Source organism: Lachnoanaerobaculum sp. (assembly GCF_057250505.1).
This window is the reverse complement of sequence record NZ_DBHIEQ010000006.1, coordinates 18,895-36,301: the sequence shown is the minus strand read 5'-3', so window position 1 is coordinate 36,301 and position 17,407 is coordinate 18,895. Positions and strand designations below refer to the sequence as shown.

Sequence of the window (17,407 nt, the reverse complement as noted above, 5' to 3'; positions counted from 1 at the left end):
AGACTTATGATAAATATACTGGATAAGGACACTATTGATAAGATTGCGGCCGGTGAGGTGGTGGAAAGACCTGCTTCAATAGTTAAGGAGCTTTTGGAAAATTCAATAGATGCCGGAAGTTCTTTGGTTACGGTTGAGATAAAAAACGGCGGAATAGATCTTATAAGAATTACGGATAACGGATGCGGAATAGCTTCAAATGAAGTAAAGAAAGCATTTTTAAGGCACGCCACCTCAAAGATAGTCAGTGATAAGGACCTTATTTCAATAAAAAGTCTCGGATTCAGAGGCGAGGCGCTCTCAAGTATTGCGGCTGTTTCAAGATGTGAGATGATTACAAAGACAAGGGATGAACTTACAGGAGTTCGCTACTATATAGAAGGCGGCACCGAGGTGGAATTTGAGGAAATCGGAGCGCCGGACGGTACAAGTATAATAATCAGAGATATTTTTTATAATACTCCTGCAAGAAGAAAGTTTTTAAAGACCGCTTCCACAGAGGGAGCACATATCAGTGAACTTGTGGAAAAACTTGCTATGGCAAATACAGAGATTGCTTTTAAGTTTATCTCAAACGGTCAGATCAAATTGCAGACAAACGGAAGCGGCAATCTGAAAGATATAGTCTATCAGCTCTACGGCAAGGAAATATCAAAGGCACTTTGTAATGTTGACTATGAGAAAAACGGTATAAAGATAAGAGGTGTGGTTGCAAGACCTGAGGTTACAAGAAGTTCAAGAAATCTTGAGAATATTTTTGTAAACGGAAGGTATATAAAGGACAATATCATATCAAAGGCTGTTGAAGACGGCTTCGGAGACAGGCTTATGCAGCATCAGTATCCGTTTTGTGCACTGAACTTTGATTTGAACGGGGTGGATGTAAATGTCCATCCGAGGAAGATGGAAGTAAGATTTTCAGACAGAAATTTTGTATACGACAATACAAAAGAGGCTGTAGAAGAAATATTTATAACACAGAGTGCGGTAAGAGAAGTACCTGTAGGTAAGGCTTCCAATGAAAAAAAAGTATTTGTAAACACTCCGGAGCCTTTTGAAAATAAGAGAAGGGATATGTCTGAAATACCGGAAAAAGTCTTACAGAATAATTATGAGGATGTTACCAAAGATACGCTTCATAGCACCGCTTCGGATGATGAGATAAAATGGAGAGTACCGAAAGAAAATATGTACAATCCTAAGGATGATATGTCTTTTATAAAGGATGAAAATACAAAAAGATTGTACTCCGATATAAATGATTTATCGAATAAAAGTATCAAAGAGGTCAACGTAGGAAATATTGATGATGTGGATCAAAACGGCATAAAGCCTTCACAACTTTCATTTTTTGAAAGTGAGTCAAAAAAATATATGAAGGTCATCGGTCAGGTCTTTGATACATATTGGATTGTACAGCTTGAAAACGAAATGTATATTATAGACCAGCACGCCGCACATGAAAAGGTGATGTATGAGAGACTTTTAAAGGAAAGTAAAGCAAATAGGCTTTCATCCCAGATGATAAATCCTCCTATAATAGTGACATTGACAGATGTGGAACAAAATGTTTTAAATGAACATATGGAGGAGTTTAGAAAAATCGGTTTTGATATAGAGGAGTTTGGAGGTAAGGAATACAAAATAAATGCAATTCCGAATATTTTCCCTTCAATACCTAAGGCGGAGCTTTTTAATGAGATGCTCTCCGACAGTACAAACTACGATGTAATATCACCTTCGGAGCTGATACTTGCAAAGGTGGCATCTATGTCTTGTAAGGCGGCTATAAAGGGAAATATGAGGATTTCTTTACTTGAGGCAAATGAGCTTTTTGATGAGCTTTTGTCACTTGACAATCCTTATAATTGTCCGCACGGAAGACCTACAGTAATAAAAATGACTAAGCAGGAAATTGAAAAGAAGTTCAAAAGGATAGTATGACAAAGGATAAATTGATAATCTTGGCAGGACCTACAGCATCCGGAAAGACTTCCGTATCCATAGATTTGGCAAAAAGAATCGGCGGAGAGATAATAAGCGCCGACTCGATGCAGGTATATAGAGGTATGGATGTGGGTACTGCAAAGATAAAAGCTGATGAAATGCAGGGCGTTAAGCATTATTTAATAAATGTTTTGGATCCGATAGAAGATTTTAATATCGTAAAGTTCCAAGATATGGTAAAATACTCTATAGGGGAAATAAAGCGAAACGGACATATACCTATACTTGTAGGAGGAACCGGATTCTATATACAATCTGTTATTTACGATATAGACTTTGATACACAAGATGACAATGGAGATATCAGAAAAGCACTTGAAGAAGAATATGACAAAATGGGTGCTGATTTCATGTATGAAAAACTAAAAAAGATTGACAGTGTTTCGGCAGAAAATATCCACAAAAACAATAAAAAAAGAATAATAAGAGCAATAGAGTATTTTTTGATAAATAGTGCGCCTATATCTGCACATAACGAGTATCAAAGAAAAAAGAACTCACCTTATGACTTCAGATTCTTTGTGTTAAATCCCCCAAGAGATATACTCTATGAAAGGATAAATCAAAGAGTTGATAAAATGGTGGAAGAAGGGCTTGTGAGAGAGGTTAAGGGCTTGAAAGATGCCGGACTTTCAATAGAAAATATCTCTATGCAGGGTATAGGATATAAGGAGATTCTTGATTATCTTGAAGGAGCCGTTACTTTAGATGAAGCCGTAGATAATATAAAGAAAAATACAAGGCATATGGCAAAGAGGCAGGTGACCTGGTTTAAGAGGGAGAAGGATGTGATCTATATCAATCCTTTTGAGTTTGAAAACAATGAAAAGATAGTCGACTATATGGTTGAAAAAATTGATATGGAAAGAAAAGACAATGAGCAGTTTGAATGATATATATGAGAGTTTCGGGGTTTCAAAAAAAGTTATTGAACTTTCAGATAAAGTTTTGAAATCTTTGGAAGAGAGATTTTTGGAGATTGATAAGAATGCCGAGTACAACCAGATGAAGGTGTTGTCCGCTATGCAAAATCATAAAGTAAGCGATATACATTTTGCGGCCACCACAGGATACGGCTATAACGACTTGGGAAGAGATGTGCTTGAGGATGTATACGCCACAACATTTAAAGGTGAGTCGGCTTTGGTCAGGCCGCAGTTGGTCAGCGGTACACATGCACTTCATATAGCGCTCTCAGGGAATTTACGACCGGGAGATGAGCTTTTATCTCCTGTGGGCAAGCCTTATGATACTTTGGAAGAGGTTATCGGTATAAGAGAGTCAAGAGGCTCGCTTAAGGAGTACGGAGTAAGCTATGCACAGGTTGACTTACTTTCTGACGGCTCTTTTGACTACGAGGGTATAAAAAATGCTATAAATGAGAGGACAAGGCTTGTAACAATACAAAGGTCAAAGGGCTATGCTACAAGAAAGACATTATCCGTAGAACAAATAGGTGAGTTGATAAGTTTTGTAAAATCAATAAATCCTAATATTATATGTATGGTGGACAACTGCTACGGTGAGTTTGTGCAAAGGATAGAGCCGCTTGAGGTTGGAGCCGATATGATTGTCGGATCGCTTATAAAAAATGCCGGAGGCGGTCTGGCTCCTATAGGAGGATATATTGTAGGTACCAAAGAATGTGTGGACAATGCTTCATTCAGACTTTCGGCTCCGGGACTCGGCAAAGAGATAGGAGCAAGCCTCGGAATCAATCAGAGCCTTTTCCAAGGATTTTTCCTATCGCCTACAGTGGTTGCAGGAGCACTTAAAGGTGCAATATTTGCGGCAAATCTGTATGAGAGCCTCGGATTTGACTGTCACCCGAATGCAACGGAACCGAGATTTGATATTATTCAGGAGATTACGCTAAAAGCTCCTAAGGCATTATGTGCATTTTGTGAGGGAATACAGGCTGCGGCACCTGTGGATTCCTTTGTAAAGCCCGAGCCTTGGGCGATGCCGGGATATGACAGTGATGTAATTATGGCGGCAGGAGCTTTTGTAGGCGGTTCTTCTATCGAACTCAGTGCGGACGGGCCTATGAAGGAACCTTATTCGGTATTTTTCCAGGGCGGACTTACATGGTATCATGCAAAACTTGGAATAATGTTGTCATTACAAAAGATATATGATGCAGGATTGATACAATAATTCATGTTTTAATTTTACAATCATATATTTTGTGATAAAATATGAATGCCTTTCATGCTTGGAGAGTGGAAAGGGATTTATGGGAAAAATAAAAGAATTGCCACTTGAACAAAGACCGTATGACAGAGCGGTTGAATATGGAGTTGAGTCACTTACAGATGTTGAGCTTTTGGCGGTTTTACTTAGAAGCGGCACAAAAGATGTCAATGTTATAAATCTTGCTTACAAGATACTTGAGGGTAACGGTGAAGGTTTCGGTATAAACATTATATTTCACCACAATATGGAAAAGTTGCTTTCCATAAAAGGTGTAGGCAAGGTAAAGGCGGTGCAGATACTTGCACTTGGAGAGTTTTGCAAAAGAGCCTGGGAGAGAAAGAATATAAAGAAAAGTATTTCTTTTTCTTCTCCGGAGTTGGTTGCCAACTACTACAAGGAAAGTATTAGACATCTTGAGGTGGAGGAACTTAGGATAGTATTTTTGGATACAAGGCAAAGACCTATCTCCGATATGGTAATTTCTGTGGGAACCGTGAACTCGTCTTTAGTTTCTGTTAGAGAAATTTTAATAGAGAGTTTAAAACATTTGGCTGTAAATGTGATATTATTACATAATCATCCAAGTGGTGACCCGTCACCAAGCAAGGCGGATATTGATATAACAAAGGATATAAATAAAGCACTTGATAGCATAGGTATAGAACTTATAGACCATATAGTCATAGGTGACAACTGCTATTACAGCTTTAAAGAACAGGGGATTATTTGATGGAATCTAGGAACAAATTTGTACTGATAGTTTTGAGTATAATCAGCATTATTCTTATTGGAATAACTTCATTCAACGATTCTATTATTTCGCCTTTGAGACAGGCAGTAGGCATTGTATTGCTGCCTGTACAGTCAGGTGTGAATACAGCCGGAAGAGCGGTATATGATAATATAGAAGAACAAAGAAAGATACATAGTGCGATTACCGAAAATATTGAGCTTAATAAAAAAATTTATGAACTTACACAGGAAAATACTAAGCTTATGGAAGATAACGGAGAACTTGCCAGACTTAGAGAATTATATAAGCTTGATGAAAGTTATTCAGACTACCCTAAGGTAGGCGCCAGAGTTGTAGCAAAGGACAGTACAAAGTGGTTCTCAACATTTACTATAGATAAAGGTAGTGACGACGGAATTGCGGTAGATATGAATGTCATAGGTTACGGCGGACTGATAGGTATAGTAACAGATGTAGGTAAAAACTACGCTACAGTCAGATCAGTAATAGATGATATTTCAAGAGTGAGTGCGATGTCTCTAAGAACAGGTGCACTTTGCAGAGTGGACGGTAATCTTGAGCAGTATAGTGAGGGCAGACTTATTTTAAGAGATGTGAAGTCCGATGCGGATGTCAATGAAGGTGATATGATAGTTACATCCAATGTGTCCACAAAGTATTTACCTAATATACTTATAGGATATGCAAGAGATCTTAAGGATGACTCTTCAAGACTTACAAAGAGCGGATATATAATACCGGTAGTCAACTTCGACACTATATCGGAGGTGCTGGTTATAACCAAGTTGAAGGAAGTGAGTGACCAATGAGAAGAATAATAGTAAATATAGCTTTTATTATATTTGCATTTGCACTTCAAATATGTATTTTCCCGTTTATTCCTTTTTTATATGCGTCACCGAATCTGCTTATAATACTTACCTTTACATACGGATTCAGTCTGGGTGTGGAAGAGGGGATGTTATACGGCTTGATATGCGGAATCCTAATGGATTTATATGTTGCCGGTCCTTTCGGTTTCTTTACCTTTTTGTTTTTATGGATCGGATTTATCAACGGCAAGCTTTCTACATACTTTTATGAAGAATATATAGTGTTACCTGTAGCGATGTGTGCGGCAAGTGAGGTTATGTACAATGTATTTATATATATTTTTAAGTTCTTAATCAGAGAAAAATTCAATGTTGTATTTTATCTGAAAAATATTATAATACCTGAAGTAGTAATAACGCTGGTATTTACCTTGATATTATACAGATTTTTACTTTGGTACAACAAAAAACTTAGAGTATTGGACAGTAGAGGGATAAACCGGTGATAAGGGATTTTAAAGATTTTTTAGGAGAGTTTTTTGAAAAGATAAAATCCTCCAGACTATTTATACTTAGTGTAATATACGCGTTTATGATATTTATCCTGGGCTCAAAACTTTTTACAATGCAAATGGTAAACGGTAAAGAGGCACAGGAGGAATACGTACAAAAGATAAAAAAGACGGTGACCACCACAGGTGCCAGAGGCAATATATATGACAGAAACGGCAATCTTTTAGCTTATAATAAGCTGTCATATACAGTGACCATAACAGACGGCGGTTACTATAAAAAACCTAATGATAAAAACAATATGTACTATCGTCTGATACAGATTTTAAGAAAACATGATCAGAAGATAGACGGAGACTTTTTGGTGGCGGTAAATGAAAACGGAGAGGCTTACTACACTACAAAGTCGGATTCGGCAAGGCTTAGGTTCATTGCGGATATGTACGGACTTAAGTCAACCGATGAGCTGGATGATAAGGCGGGAAAATATCCGTCAAATATCACGGCACAGGAAATGATTGATAAAAAAGCAAAGACTTACGGTCTTGATAAGATGAAGGACGCATCGGGAAATCCGATAGAGCTTACAAATCAGGATAAAATAGACCTTATAAATGTCAGATATGAGATGGGAAAGAAACTTTACAGAAGATTTGAGCCGACTGTAATAGCCACCAATGTTTCGGAAGAGACAAAAATAGATATTATGGAGAATGCGGCTTCTTTGATAGGTGTCGATGTGGAAAACGATACCTACAGAGTTTACAATGATGCGGTGTATTTTTCGGATATTATCGGATATACGGGTAAGATGCCTGATGACAAGCTGGATGAACTTTTAAAAGAAAGACCTGATTATACTCTCAATGATATAGTAGGTCGAACCGGTATAGAAGAGAGTATGGAGAGTACCTTACAGGGGTCAAAGGGCTCCAAGACTATGATAGTCGACAATGTAGGCCGTATAATGCAGACAATAAGTGAAGTTGAATCTTCGGCAGGTAATGATGTATATCTGACTATTGATAAGAATTTGCAGATAGCCACATATAGACTTGTGGAGCAGCAGCTTGCAGGAATACTTGCAAGTAAGATTGTAAATGCCGACAACCCGAACAGTGAAGGAACAGACTCCACACAAAGACTTATACCCGTAAAGGATGCTTATTATCAGCTTATAGGAAATAATGTACTTGATATAACAAAATTTTCAAAAGAGGGTGCTTCAGCTACGGAGCAGGGGCTTAATGCAAAGCTTAATGCCCAAAAAGACAGTATTTTGGTGGCGATAAACAATGAGCTGACATCAGGTGCGCCTACCGTGATGAATGCTCTGCCTGAAGATACAAAGGCGTATATGGATTATATTCATACGGCACTTTCCAAGAAAAATATTATAAAAAATGACAGTATAGATACCAAGTCTGAGGTTTATCAGGCTTGGAAAAATGAGACAACCACTCTCAGAGATTACCTGTTTATAGGAATATCAAGCGGATATATAGATACGACCATATTCTCAGGTGATACCAATTACTCAAGTGCTGAAGATATATATACAAATCTTGTTGAGTATATAGGAAATATGTTAAGGGAAGACCCTGATTTTGACAAACTGCTCTATAAATATCTGATAAAGAACAATGTGGTAACAGGCAGAGAACTTTGCCTTGCGCTTTTTGATCAGGGCATTTTAAATATGGATGATAATGCATATGCACAGTTGATGTCAGGAAATGAGGGTTTTGCATTTAATTTCTTCATTGATAAGGTATCAAGAATAGAGATAACACCTGCACAGCTTGCGCTTGACCCTTGTTCTGCCGGAGCGGTAGTAACGGATGTGAATACGGGTGAGGTAAGGGCGCTTGTTTCTTATCCGGGATATGACAACAACAGACTTGCCAATTCGATGGATGTGGCATACTTTAACAAGCTGCTTGAAGATGAGAGTTTGCCGCTTTATAACAATGCAACTCAGACCAAGAAGGCTCCTGGTTCCACATTTAAGCCTATTACCGCAATAGCCGGACTTGAAGAGCATGTTATAAATCCGAATGACATAATAGTATGTAACGGTATATATGATACAATAAACCCTGCAATAAAGTGTTGGATTTATCCGGGAAGTCATGGAAGTGAAAATGTGGTTAAAGCCATACAGGATTCATGTAACGTATACTTTGCAGAGACAGGACACAGGCTTTCTACAGATGCAAGCGGAGAGTATTCGGCGGAGCTTGGTATAGAGAGACTTAGAAAATATGCTTCAATGTTCGGACTCGATCATAAATCAGGTGTGGAAATTGTGGAAAATGACCCTCAGATTTCAGATATCAACCCTGAACAGTCATCACTGGGACAGGGTAATCACTCATTTGCCAATATACAGCTTGCAAGATATGTTTCAACTATTGCAAATCAGGGTACCGTATTTGAGCTTAGCCTTTTGGATAAGGTTTGTGACCGCTACGGCAATTTGGTAAAGGATTATACTCCTGAGGCAAAGAATCATGTGGATATAAGTCCTGAAACCTGGGCAAATGTAAAGGAAGGTATGAACAGAGTTATAAAAGAAGGATCCGCCAGAAGAGTATTTACAGATTTGAATGTAAATATTGCAGGAAAGACAGGTACGGCACAGGAGTCAAAGACAAGAGCCAACCATGCATTCTTTATTTCGTTTGCTCCTTTTGAAAGCCCTGAGATAGCTGTCACCGTAAACATACCTTACGGATATTCATCAACAAATGCGGCAGTTATCGCAAAGAATATTTACAAGTACTACTATAATCAAATTAGTCTGGATTATATTTTGAATAATAGTGCACTTGATGTAAGTGATGTTAGAATTGGTGACTGATTTTTACGGAAAAAAGGTTAATTTTCAAAAAACACTGGATTTTTTTACTAAATTCGTGTAGAATTTGGAGAGTAGAGAATGTTAGACGGTTATAAACTTAGATATTATCCATTTAGACTATTGTTTTATATTTTAGTTCTGAATGTTATAGGCGTATTGGCTATTTATAGTGCTACAGACGGAGACAAAAGTATGGTTGCTAAACAAATTTTCGGCATCGTCTTAGGGCTTGTGGTGGTAGTTTTTTTATCCCTGATACATTACAGAAAAATAATGGATTTAATGTGGATCATATACGGAATATGTATTATCTTATTACTTGCAGTTTTACTCTTCGGTTATTCTCCTGAGGGTGCCGGAGCGGTAAGATGGATTAAAGTACCGGTTATTGGGCAGTCGCAACCTTCTGAGATTGTAAAAATTGGCATGATAATATTTATCGCAGCTTTTTTGGGCAAGCATCAGGAGGAGGTTGACAGATTTTCGTTCTTACTGGCATTTGCCGTAGTTGCTGCCATACCATGTATTTTAATACTGAAGGAGCCTGATTTATCTACAACCATTGTAGTGTTTATTATGATACTCAGTATGTTGTTTGTATCAGGTATCAGTTACAAGTGGGTACTCGGCAGTTTGGCATTTGTAATACCATCAGCAGTGATATTCATACTATTATTGCGCAGTAACTTTGTTCCCTTTCTTAGGGGATATCAAGCAAATAGAATACTTGGATGGATATATCCTGACAAGTATGCAGACATAAATGTACAGCAGGATAACTCGATTATGGCTATTTCATCGGGGCAGTTGATGGGCAAAGGACTTAATAACAATACTTTCGCCTCGGTGAAAAACGGCAACTTTGTGTCGCAGGATCAGACAGATTTTATATTTGCAATTATCGGAGAGGAACTTGGTTTTATAGGCAGTTTAGTTGTAATAATGCTTTTTGCACTTATAGTTATTGAATGTTTTCGCCTTGCCTCTAAGGCTAAAGATTTAGAGGGAAAATTGGTTTGTGTTGGTTTTGCGGCTTTAGTAGGTTTCCAAAGCTTCACAAATATATCGGTTGCAACAGGACTATTTCCCAACACGGGATTGCCACTTCCTTTCATCAGTTATGGAGTGAGCTCGCTTTTAAGCTTATATCTGGGTGTAGGTCTGGTCGCAAGTGTGGCTGTAAGACAGGGTAAGAACTAGAATTTTGGAGGTAATGATGAATATAGGGTTGATCGCACATGATGCTAAGAAAAAGCTCATGCAGAATTTTTGTATTGCATATAAGGGAATTTTATCAAAACATAATTTATCGGCAACGGGGACAACAGGAAGATTGGTAGAAGAGGTTACCAACTTAAATATACATAGATTTTTGGCAGGACATTTGGGCGGTGAGCAGCAGCTCGGTGCTCAGATAGAGAACAATGAGATAGACTTGGTTATTTTCTTAAGAGATCCGCTTACAAGAAAGAACCATGAGCCGGATGCGGATAAGGTTATGAGGCTTTGTGATATGCACAATATACCGCTTGCAACCAATCTTGCAACTGCCGAACTTCTTATAATGGCACTTGACAGAGGTGACTTTGAGTTTAGAGAGGCTTACAGATAGTCTCATGTCAGATTATATAAAAAGAGGTAAAAAACCAAGCAATAAATTATATCTGTTAATTCCGATTGCTATAGTAATTGCCTTGATTTTGGGCGGCACATACTACTACAGGTTTATGATAACCGAGTACGACTTTGCTCAAAGATTGTCAAGTCTTGATATAGATACGCAGATAGTGCCGCTTGCAAAAAATTTGGCGCTGCCGAGTGACGATGAGGTCAATGCCGGTGATATATCCGCACAGGCGGCAATTATAGCAAAAGATGACGGAAGTCTTTTGGCTTCAAAGGCGGCTACAACCAAGATGTATCCGGCCAGTACGACAAAGGTTATGACTGCACTGCTTGCATTAAAGTACGGCAATCTTTCAGACGAGGTGACGGTGCCGGAGGACAGTGTGATAGATGAAGCCGGTGCCAGTCTTGCAGGGATACATCCCGGTGATAAGCTCACACTTGATGAACTTTTGTACGGGCTTATGTTGCCTTCGGGAAATGATGCTGCAAATGCAATCGCCGTACATGTGGGCGGGAGTGTAGATAACTTTGTAAAGATGATGAATGATGAAGCCAAAAGAATAGGTGCGGTAGATACAAATTTTGTAAATGCCAACGGTCTTTCAAATGACAAACATTATACAACGGCATATGATTTGTATTTGATTTTGAATGAGGCCATGAAAGACTCCAGATTTGTAAATTATGCGGGAGCCGCTTCATACAATGTAACATATACTGCGGCGGACGGAAGTCAGGTTACAAAGAATTGGAGAAACGGAAACAGATATTTAACAGGTCAACAAGTGCCTCCAAGCGGCGTAAAAGTAGACGCGGGTAAGACCGGAACTACATTTGCGGCAGGAAGTTGTCTTGTACTTGCGAGTGAAGATGCTGACGGAAAGAGATATATTTCAGTAGTGTTAAAGGCACAGAATAAGGCCGGTCTCTATGACAATATGTCTAAACTTCTTTTGAAAATCGATAAATAGCATTGCACTATTCATACTAATATTTTATAATACCATTATAATAATTTATACTTGATAACATTAATTTTTAAGGAGGGCGTTACCATGGTTTCTATTATTGCAGGAGAAAAGGGTAAGGGAAAAACAAAAATTTTACTTGAGAAGGCCAATGAGGCTGTTTCAAAGGCAAACGGTTCGGTTATTTATCTTGACAAGAGTTCAAAGCATATGTACGAACTTAATAACAAGATAAGGCTTATAAATGTCAGTGAATTTCCTATAATGTCGGCAGACGGATTTATAGGATTCATATCCGGTCTCATTTCATCAGACCATGATATTGAGGCTATATTCTTAGACAGCTTTTTGAAGCTTGCCGTTCTTGAGGGAGCGGATATCACTTCAGCGATTGACCGTATAGAAACATTGGGCGAGAAGTACGGTATCACATTTGTTATCAGTGTTTCAGCTGATGCATCCAATCTGCCTGAAAATGCAAAAAAGAATGTTACTGTAGCATTATAAAGATGAAAATACCATATGATTTCAGACTTAGGATATACAGAGATTATTTGATTTAAATATATGATGGCAGGTTTCATATTGAGCCTGCCATTTTAAAATCATTTGAAAAATTCATCTTTGTGAAGTATAATGTGTTAGCTTGTGTTTGTGCAGGCAAGTGTCTATTTGCATTTTAAGGAGAATAAAATTGGCTAAATCAAAAAAGATTATTCCCTATAAAAAGAGAAGAAATTTGAATATGGGTATAGTCATCTTCTTGATTATATTATTGTATATATTTGTCAATGTTATAAGGGGTTATACAAAGAGGCAGATAAGATACTATGAGGTTGTAGAAGGAAGTATGTCACAAGACAAGACCCATACAGGACTTATACTTAGAGATGAAAGCGTTCAAACGGCACCTTCTACAGGCTATATCAATACCTATATGAGAGACGGTAAGAGAGCCAGCGTAGGAGGTAGGGTATATTCACTGGATGCAACAGGAGATTTAAAAAAGTTGATTGAGGCGTCTGCAGGTAAAGATGACAGTATATCTGATGCAAATATCGGTGAGTTGAAGAAAAAGCTGTCAAACTTCACATCAAACTATTCGGATTCGAATTTTGAATATGTATACAGTACAAAGTATTTACTGGATAATGCTGCAAGTGACTATTCAAATGTTGTAAATGTGGAAAACATTGATAATATCTCAAATGAGAACGGTTTGAACTTGAATGTGGTAACTTCACCTGCTTCAGGAGAGATATCATATTCTATAGATGATATTGCGGATAAAAAAGAAGGGGATTTGACCAAGGCTGATTTTGATGCGGGTAAGCATCCTATAAGCTATATAAAAAATGAACAACTGGTAGAGACCGGTGCAAAGATTTACAGAGTGGTTAACAGTGAGACTTGGAGCATATATTTTGAGTTTGATAAAGGAGAAGAAGAATTATATGCCGAAAAGAAAACGTTGACTGTAAAATTTAAATCAAACGGCTTGGAAATTACAGGAGATTATTCGGTTATGGATACAAAAGACGGCTATCGTCTCGGTAAGTTGACATTTGATAAGTATATGATTCAGTTTATTGCAAGCAGATATGCGGACTTTGATATTGAGTCATCTTCTGTGAGCGGTCTGAAGATACCTGCAAAGTCTGTTCTTGAAAAAGACTTCTTTACCATACCGGTTGAGTTTATATCAAAAGGTGGTGACGGAGTCGGTGACGGATTTTATAAATCTGTAGAGAAGGACGGTGCCACTTCCAATGTATTTGTACCTGCCAATATAATAAAGGTAACAGATACCAACTGTTATATCGGCACGGAAAATACAGACATAGCAGCAGGTGACAAGTTGATAAAACCCGATTCGAATGAAACCTATGAGATTTCAAACAAGGAAAAATTGTTGGGTGTATATAATATAAACAAAGGCTATACCGTATTTAAAACTGTTGATATATTGGGCTCGAATAAAGAGTTCTATATAATAGATAAGGGAACAAAATATGGATTGAAAGTATATGACCATATTTTACTTGACCCTGAAGGCTTTAAAGAGGGAGATTTTATTTATCAATAGGAGAAAAAATGGTTAAAGAAAACTTAGAAAATGTTGAAAAGAACATAAAGCTTGCCTGTGAGAAAAGCGGCAGAGATATAAAGGATGTCACACTTATTGCAGTGAGCAAGACAAAACCGAATGAGCTTATCATGGAAGCTTATGAAACCGGAATGAGAGATTTCGGCGAGAACAAGGTACAGGAGCTTGTGAGAAAGTATGAGGAATTGCCGAAGGATATCAGATGGCATATGATCGGTCATTTGCAGACCAATAAAGTAAAGCAACTTCTTGGGAATACCGTCTTGATACATTCGATTGACAGTATAAGATTGGCAGATACGATAGATACCGAAGCTAAAAAAAAGAATATACATGTAGACGGTTTGCTTGAAATCAATGTTGCAAAAGAGGCTTCAAAGTACGGCTTTGTAGAAGAAGAATTGGAAGAAGTTTTACCGCTTTTTAGCAGATATAAAAATCTACATATCAAGGGTCTTATGACAATTGCACCTAATGTGGATGATGCCGAGGATAACAGAAAGATTTTTAAGAAATTAAAAAAATTATCAGTTGACATAAGTGAGAAAAACTACGATAATATAGAGGTAAATTTTTTATCAATGGGAATGACCGGCGATTATACGGTAGCACTTGAAGAGGGTGCAAATTTTGTAAGAGTTGGTACAGGAATTTTTGGAAAAAGGTAAGATTGGAGAACGTGTTATGATGGATTTCATTGAGAAAATCAAGGGTTATTTACGTGTTGACGGAAACGATGATGAGTCGGATTACGATGATGTAAATGATACTGAAGATTATTATGATGATGACGACACAGAAATTAAAAACACAAGTAAGGTAGTCGAAGAAGATGATGATGAGGAGCCTGCAAGACCTAAAGTTGCTACAAGAAACACAAAGGTAGGCAAGGTTATACCTATAAGAAAAGAACTTGAGGTTACTATGATAAGACCCGCTTCTGTTGAAGAGTCAAGAATTGTTGTTGATAATCTTAAGGGAGGCAGAGCGGTTGTGCTTAATCTTGAGGATGTAAGAACAAATATCGCACAGAGAATAGTCGATTTCATTTGCGGTGCCGCTTATGATATGGAAGGAAATCTTCAGAGTATATCAGACAGCATATTTATAGTTACACCTCCGAATATCGGTTTAACAGGTGAGTTTACAGATCTTTTAGGCAGCTCAGGGCTTTCACAGGACAGTGCAGATGCTTCAGGATTCGGTTCGAGGTTGTAATTTTGGAAAAAGAAGAGCTGATTCTAAGGAATAAGTTTTTAGATTTAGCAAGAAATGCATATTTTAAGAACATTGTGACACATTCCACATTCTTAAATTTATACGAGCAGACAATATTCGAGATGATTCAAAATGAATTGCCAAATGTAAAAAGTATTATGTTTGGGGGTTATTCTGAAGCAGAAAGGAAGGTTGTCTGCTTTTATTGTGATGAAAAGCCTGAATTTGATATGCTTGAGTATATAAGAGTTGCACCGGCTAACAAAAAGTTTGCAGATGAACTTAAGCACAGAGATTTTTTGGGTGCACTTATGAATCTCGGGATAGAAAGACATATGATAGGTGATATATGTATTGTCGATAATGTTGCGCATATCATTACATTTAAGAGTATGGCTGATACAATAATAAATGAGCTCGGTACGGTGAAACATACCAAGGTGATTCTTAATAAAGAAAGCATAGACGATCTGAAGACGGTAAATCGAGTAGAGTATAAGAAGATAAACATTCCGTCAGAGAGACTGGATTCTATTATCGGGTCAATCTACAATATATCAAGAAGTAAGGTAAACATGTATATTGATGCAGGCAGAGTATTTATCAATTCAAGACAATGTCTTTCACATTCGATGAAAGTAAAAGACGGAGATATTATAACGGTGAGGGGACTTGGAAGAGCCGGGTTTCTCGGTATAAGCTCAACATCAAGAAAGGGCAGATTGTTTGCCGAAACAGAGGTTTTTAGATAAGGGTATATAAATGTATATAGATAGATTGAAAGTAAATTTTGAAAACAAACCTTGCTATGACATTGTTATTTCAGATGATTTTAGCAATTTGAGAGACGAACTTGTTAAACTTGATATAGAAAAGAAAAAGATTTGTATTGTAAGTGATACCAATGTGGCTCCTTTGTATTTGGAAGCTGTAAAAAAAGAACTGGAAGGCTTAAATATCTTTGTACATATCTTTGATGCAGGTGAAAGAAACAAGCATCTCGGAACGGTTTCCGAGATATATGACACTCTTATTTACAATAAGTTTGACAGAAAGGATATATTGTTGGCACTTGGCGGAGGTGTTGTAGGAGATATATGCGGTTTTGCGGCCGCAACATACCTTAGAGGCATAGACTTTGTACAGATTCCTACCACATTGCTCTCACAGGTGGATTCAAGTATAGGCGGAAAGACAGGTGTAGATTTCAAACATTACAAAAATATGGTGGGCGCATTCTATATGCCGAGGCTTGTATATGTAAATATAAATACATTGAATACACTGCCTAAGATTGAGTTTACTTCAGGAATGGGTGAAGTTATAAAGCACGGTTTGATATTTGATAAGGATTACTATAGTTGGCTTTTTGACAACAGTGAAAAGATACTTGAAGGAGATTCCAGGGCATTGGCACATATGGTACTTGTCAGTCAGAAAATTAAAAAGCAGGTAGTTGAAAACGATCCGTATGAAAAGGGACAAAGAGCGATATTAAACTTCGGACATACACTGGGTCATGCCATTGAAAGAGAGAAAGAATTTGTATTATCACACGGACAGTGTGTAGGTCTTGGTATGCTTGCTGCATTTGATATATGTATAAAGAAAAATAAGCTTACGGAAGGCGACAGGGATTTTTTAAAACAGCTTATGGAGGTTTATTCATTTGATACAGATACAAATATGGATGTGGAAAAAGTGTTTGAAGCAACATTTAATGACAAGAAGATGGAAGCCGGAAAGATAAAGTTTATTCTTTTGGACGGTATCGGAAAGGCTTTTATTGACAGAGAGGTGTCAAAAATTGATATGTTGGAGGCGTTAAATAGCATATGCAAAAGAGTATAAATAAGTTTATTTTATTTTTGGTAACGGTGGCGGTATTGGTAGGAGTAGACCAGTGGAGCAAATATGAAGCAATGACCAAACTTGGAAGAAGTGATGCATATCCTCTTATAAAGAATGTACTTTATTTTTGGTATTCGGAGAATGCAGGAGCGGCTTTCGGAATATTGCAGGGTAAGCATATTTTCTTCTTTATAATCACTGTGGTCGTTTTGATAGGAATACTTTATCTGCTCTTTAAATTGCCGAATGACAGACATTTTCTGCCTTTGCTTTTTTGCGGAAGTTTGATTTTTGCAGGCGCGCTTGGAAATTTTATAGACAGAATTGCAAGAAATTATGTAGTGGACTTTATATACTTTAAGCCGATAAATTTTCCTATATTCAATTTTGCGGATATCTGTGTCACTGTAGGAACATTTTTGCTGTTTTTATGTCTGATATTTGTATACAAAGAAAATGAATTGGAATTTTATAAGAAATAGTTTGGAG

Annotated in this window: 17 protein-coding genes; all 17 read left to right on the top strand. The window is 37.5% G+C overall.

Translation table 11 applies throughout. The annotated features are described in order from the left end of the window. The first annotated feature begins 6 nt into the window (after nt 1-6). The 17 genes from mutL to lspA all read left to right on the top strand — a co-directional run bounded on the left by mutL (nt 7) and on the right by lspA (nt 17,400). The gene (gene mutL / locus ACO6FI_RS04040) at nt 7-1,944 is read left to right on the top strand and encodes a DNA mismatch repair endonuclease MutL (protein ID WP_485456216.1); all 1,938 of its coding nucleotides are present in this window, start codon (nt 7-9) and stop codon (nt 1,942-1,944) included. Beyond that, a complete protein-coding gene (gene miaA, locus ACO6FI_RS04035; RefSeq protein ID WP_485456215.1) occupies nt 1,941-2,900 on the top strand; it encodes a tRNA (adenosine(37)-N6)-dimethylallyltransferase MiaA in 960 nt (319 codons plus the stop codon). The genes mutL and miaA overlap by 4 nt, the downstream gene beginning before the upstream one ends. After that, a complete protein-coding gene (locus ACO6FI_RS04030; RefSeq protein WP_485456214.1) occupies nt 2,884-4,164 on the top strand; it encodes a methionine gamma-lyase family protein in 1,281 nt (426 codons plus the stop codon). Before miaA ends, ACO6FI_RS04030 begins: the two co-directional genes overlap by 17 nt. Before the next feature lie 79 nt (nt 4,165-4,243). Then, the gene (gene radC / locus ACO6FI_RS04025) at nt 4,244-4,933 is read left to right on the top strand and encodes a RadC family protein (protein ID WP_485456213.1); all 690 of its coding nucleotides are present in this window, start codon (nt 4,244-4,246) and stop codon (nt 4,931-4,933) included. Further along, nucleotides 4,933-5,766 carry a rod shape-determining protein MreC gene (mreC, locus tag ACO6FI_RS04020; protein ID WP_485456212.1) on the top strand — a complete coding sequence of 278 codons (834 nt, stop codon included), beginning with the start codon at nt 4,933-4,935 and terminating at the stop codon, nt 5,764-5,766. Before radC ends, mreC begins: the two co-directional genes overlap by 1 nt. Further along, the gene (mreD, locus tag ACO6FI_RS04015) at nt 5,763-6,275 is read left to right on the top strand and encodes a rod shape-determining protein MreD (RefSeq protein ID WP_485456211.1); all 513 of its coding nucleotides are present in this window, start codon (nt 5,763-5,765) and stop codon (nt 6,273-6,275) included. The genes mreC and mreD overlap by 4 nt, the downstream gene beginning before the upstream one ends. Continuing rightward, nucleotides 6,272-9,145 (top strand): penicillin-binding transpeptidase domain-containing protein, encoded by a 2,874-nt coding sequence (locus ACO6FI_RS04010; RefSeq protein ID WP_485456210.1) that lies wholly within the window; start codon nt 6,272-6,274, stop codon nt 9,143-9,145. Before mreD ends, ACO6FI_RS04010 begins: the two co-directional genes overlap by 4 nt. Before the next feature lie 78 nt (nt 9,146-9,223). After that, nucleotides 9,224-10,345, top strand: coding sequence for an FtsW/RodA/SpoVE family cell cycle protein (locus tag ACO6FI_RS04005; protein ID WP_485456209.1), 1,122 nt, complete (start codon nt 9,224-9,226; stop codon nt 10,343-10,345). Nucleotides 10,346-10,361: 16 nt separating this feature from the next. After that, complete coding sequence (locus ACO6FI_RS04000; RefSeq protein WP_060932124.1) at nt 10,362-10,757, top strand: methylglyoxal synthase; 396 nt, start codon at nt 10,362-10,364, stop codon at nt 10,755-10,757. Between the two features lie 4 nt (nt 10,758-10,761). Beyond that, nucleotides 10,762-11,745 (top strand): D-alanyl-D-alanine carboxypeptidase family protein, encoded by a 984-nt coding sequence (locus ACO6FI_RS03995; RefSeq protein ID WP_485456277.1) that lies wholly within the window; start codon nt 10,762-10,764, stop codon nt 11,743-11,745. Nucleotides 11,746-11,829: 84 nt separating this feature from the next. After that, the gene (locus ACO6FI_RS03990) at nt 11,830-12,249 is read left to right on the top strand and encodes a twitching motility protein PilT (protein ID WP_124952137.1); all 420 of its coding nucleotides are present in this window, start codon (nt 11,830-11,832) and stop codon (nt 12,247-12,249) included. 187 nt (nt 12,250-12,436) lie between these two features. Then, nucleotides 12,437-13,828, top strand: coding sequence for a biotin/lipoyl attachment domain-containing protein (locus tag ACO6FI_RS03985; RefSeq protein WP_485456208.1), 1,392 nt, complete (start codon nt 12,437-12,439; stop codon nt 13,826-13,828). An 8-nt stretch (nt 13,829-13,836) separates the two neighbouring features. Then, a complete protein-coding gene (locus ACO6FI_RS03980) occupies nt 13,837-14,517 on the top strand; it encodes a YggS family pyridoxal phosphate-dependent enzyme (RefSeq protein ID WP_485456207.1) in 681 nt (226 codons plus the stop codon). Between the two features lie 16 nt (nt 14,518-14,533). After that, entirely contained in the window at nt 14,534-15,067 is a 534-nt protein-coding gene (locus tag ACO6FI_RS03975; RefSeq protein ID WP_485456206.1) for a cell division protein SepF, read from the top strand. 2 nt (nt 15,068-15,069) lie between these two features. Beyond that, the gene (locus ACO6FI_RS03970) at nt 15,070-15,819 is read left to right on the top strand and encodes a YlmH/Sll1252 family protein (RefSeq protein WP_485456205.1); all 750 of its coding nucleotides are present in this window, start codon (nt 15,070-15,072) and stop codon (nt 15,817-15,819) included. A 10-nt stretch (nt 15,820-15,829) separates the two neighbouring features. Continuing rightward, complete coding sequence (aroB, locus tag ACO6FI_RS03965; RefSeq protein WP_485456204.1) at nt 15,830-16,918, top strand: 3-dehydroquinate synthase; 1,089 nt, start codon at nt 15,830-15,832, stop codon at nt 16,916-16,918. Continuing rightward, nucleotides 16,903-17,400 (top strand): signal peptidase II, encoded by a 498-nt coding sequence (gene lspA / locus ACO6FI_RS03960; protein WP_485456203.1) that lies wholly within the window; start codon nt 16,903-16,905, stop codon nt 17,398-17,400. Before aroB ends, lspA begins: the two co-directional genes overlap by 16 nt. The last annotated feature ends 7 nt before the right edge of the window (nt 17,401-17,407 follow it).

What these genes read in the sequence shown, in the direction of transcription:
- mutL (WP_485456216.1), top strand. Translation starts at nt 7, where the DNA reads ATGATAAATATACTGGATAAGGACACTATTGATAAGATTGCGGCCGGT.
- mreC (WP_485456212.1), top strand. Translation starts at nt 4,933, where the DNA reads ATGGAATCTAGGAACAAATTTGTACTGATAGTTTTGAGTATAATCAGC.
- ACO6FI_RS03995 (WP_485456277.1), top strand. Translation starts at nt 10,762, where the DNA reads ATGTCAGATTATATAAAAAGAGGTAAAAAACCAAGCAATAAATTATAT.
- ACO6FI_RS04030 (WP_485456214.1), top strand. Translation starts at nt 2,884, where the DNA reads ATGAGCAGTTTGAATGATATATATGAGAGTTTCGGGGTTTCAAAAAAA.
- radC (WP_485456213.1), top strand. Translation starts at nt 4,244, where the DNA reads ATGGGAAAAATAAAAGAATTGCCACTTGAACAAAGACCGTATGACAGA.
- aroB (WP_485456204.1), top strand. Translation starts at nt 15,830, where the DNA reads ATGTATATAGATAGATTGAAAGTAAATTTTGAAAACAAACCTTGCTAT.
- ACO6FI_RS04005 (WP_485456209.1), top strand. Translation starts at nt 9,224, where the DNA reads ATGTTAGACGGTTATAAACTTAGATATTATCCATTTAGACTATTGTTT.
- ACO6FI_RS04000 (WP_060932124.1), top strand. Translation starts at nt 10,362, where the DNA reads ATGAATATAGGGTTGATCGCACATGATGCTAAGAAAAAGCTCATGCAG.
- lspA (WP_485456203.1), top strand. Translation starts at nt 16,903, where the DNA reads ATGCAAAAGAGTATAAATAAGTTTATTTTATTTTTGGTAACGGTGGCG.
- ACO6FI_RS03975 (WP_485456206.1), top strand. Translation starts at nt 14,534, where the DNA reads ATGATGGATTTCATTGAGAAAATCAAGGGTTATTTACGTGTTGACGGA.
- mreD (WP_485456211.1), top strand. Translation starts at nt 5,763, where the DNA reads ATGAGAAGAATAATAGTAAATATAGCTTTTATTATATTTGCATTTGCA.
- ACO6FI_RS03990 (WP_124952137.1), top strand. Translation starts at nt 11,830, where the DNA reads ATGGTTTCTATTATTGCAGGAGAAAAGGGTAAGGGAAAAACAAAAATT.
- ACO6FI_RS03980 (WP_485456207.1), top strand. Translation starts at nt 13,837, where the DNA reads ATGGTTAAAGAAAACTTAGAAAATGTTGAAAAGAACATAAAGCTTGCC.
- miaA (WP_485456215.1), top strand. Translation starts at nt 1,941, where the DNA reads ATGACAAAGGATAAATTGATAATCTTGGCAGGACCTACAGCATCCGGA.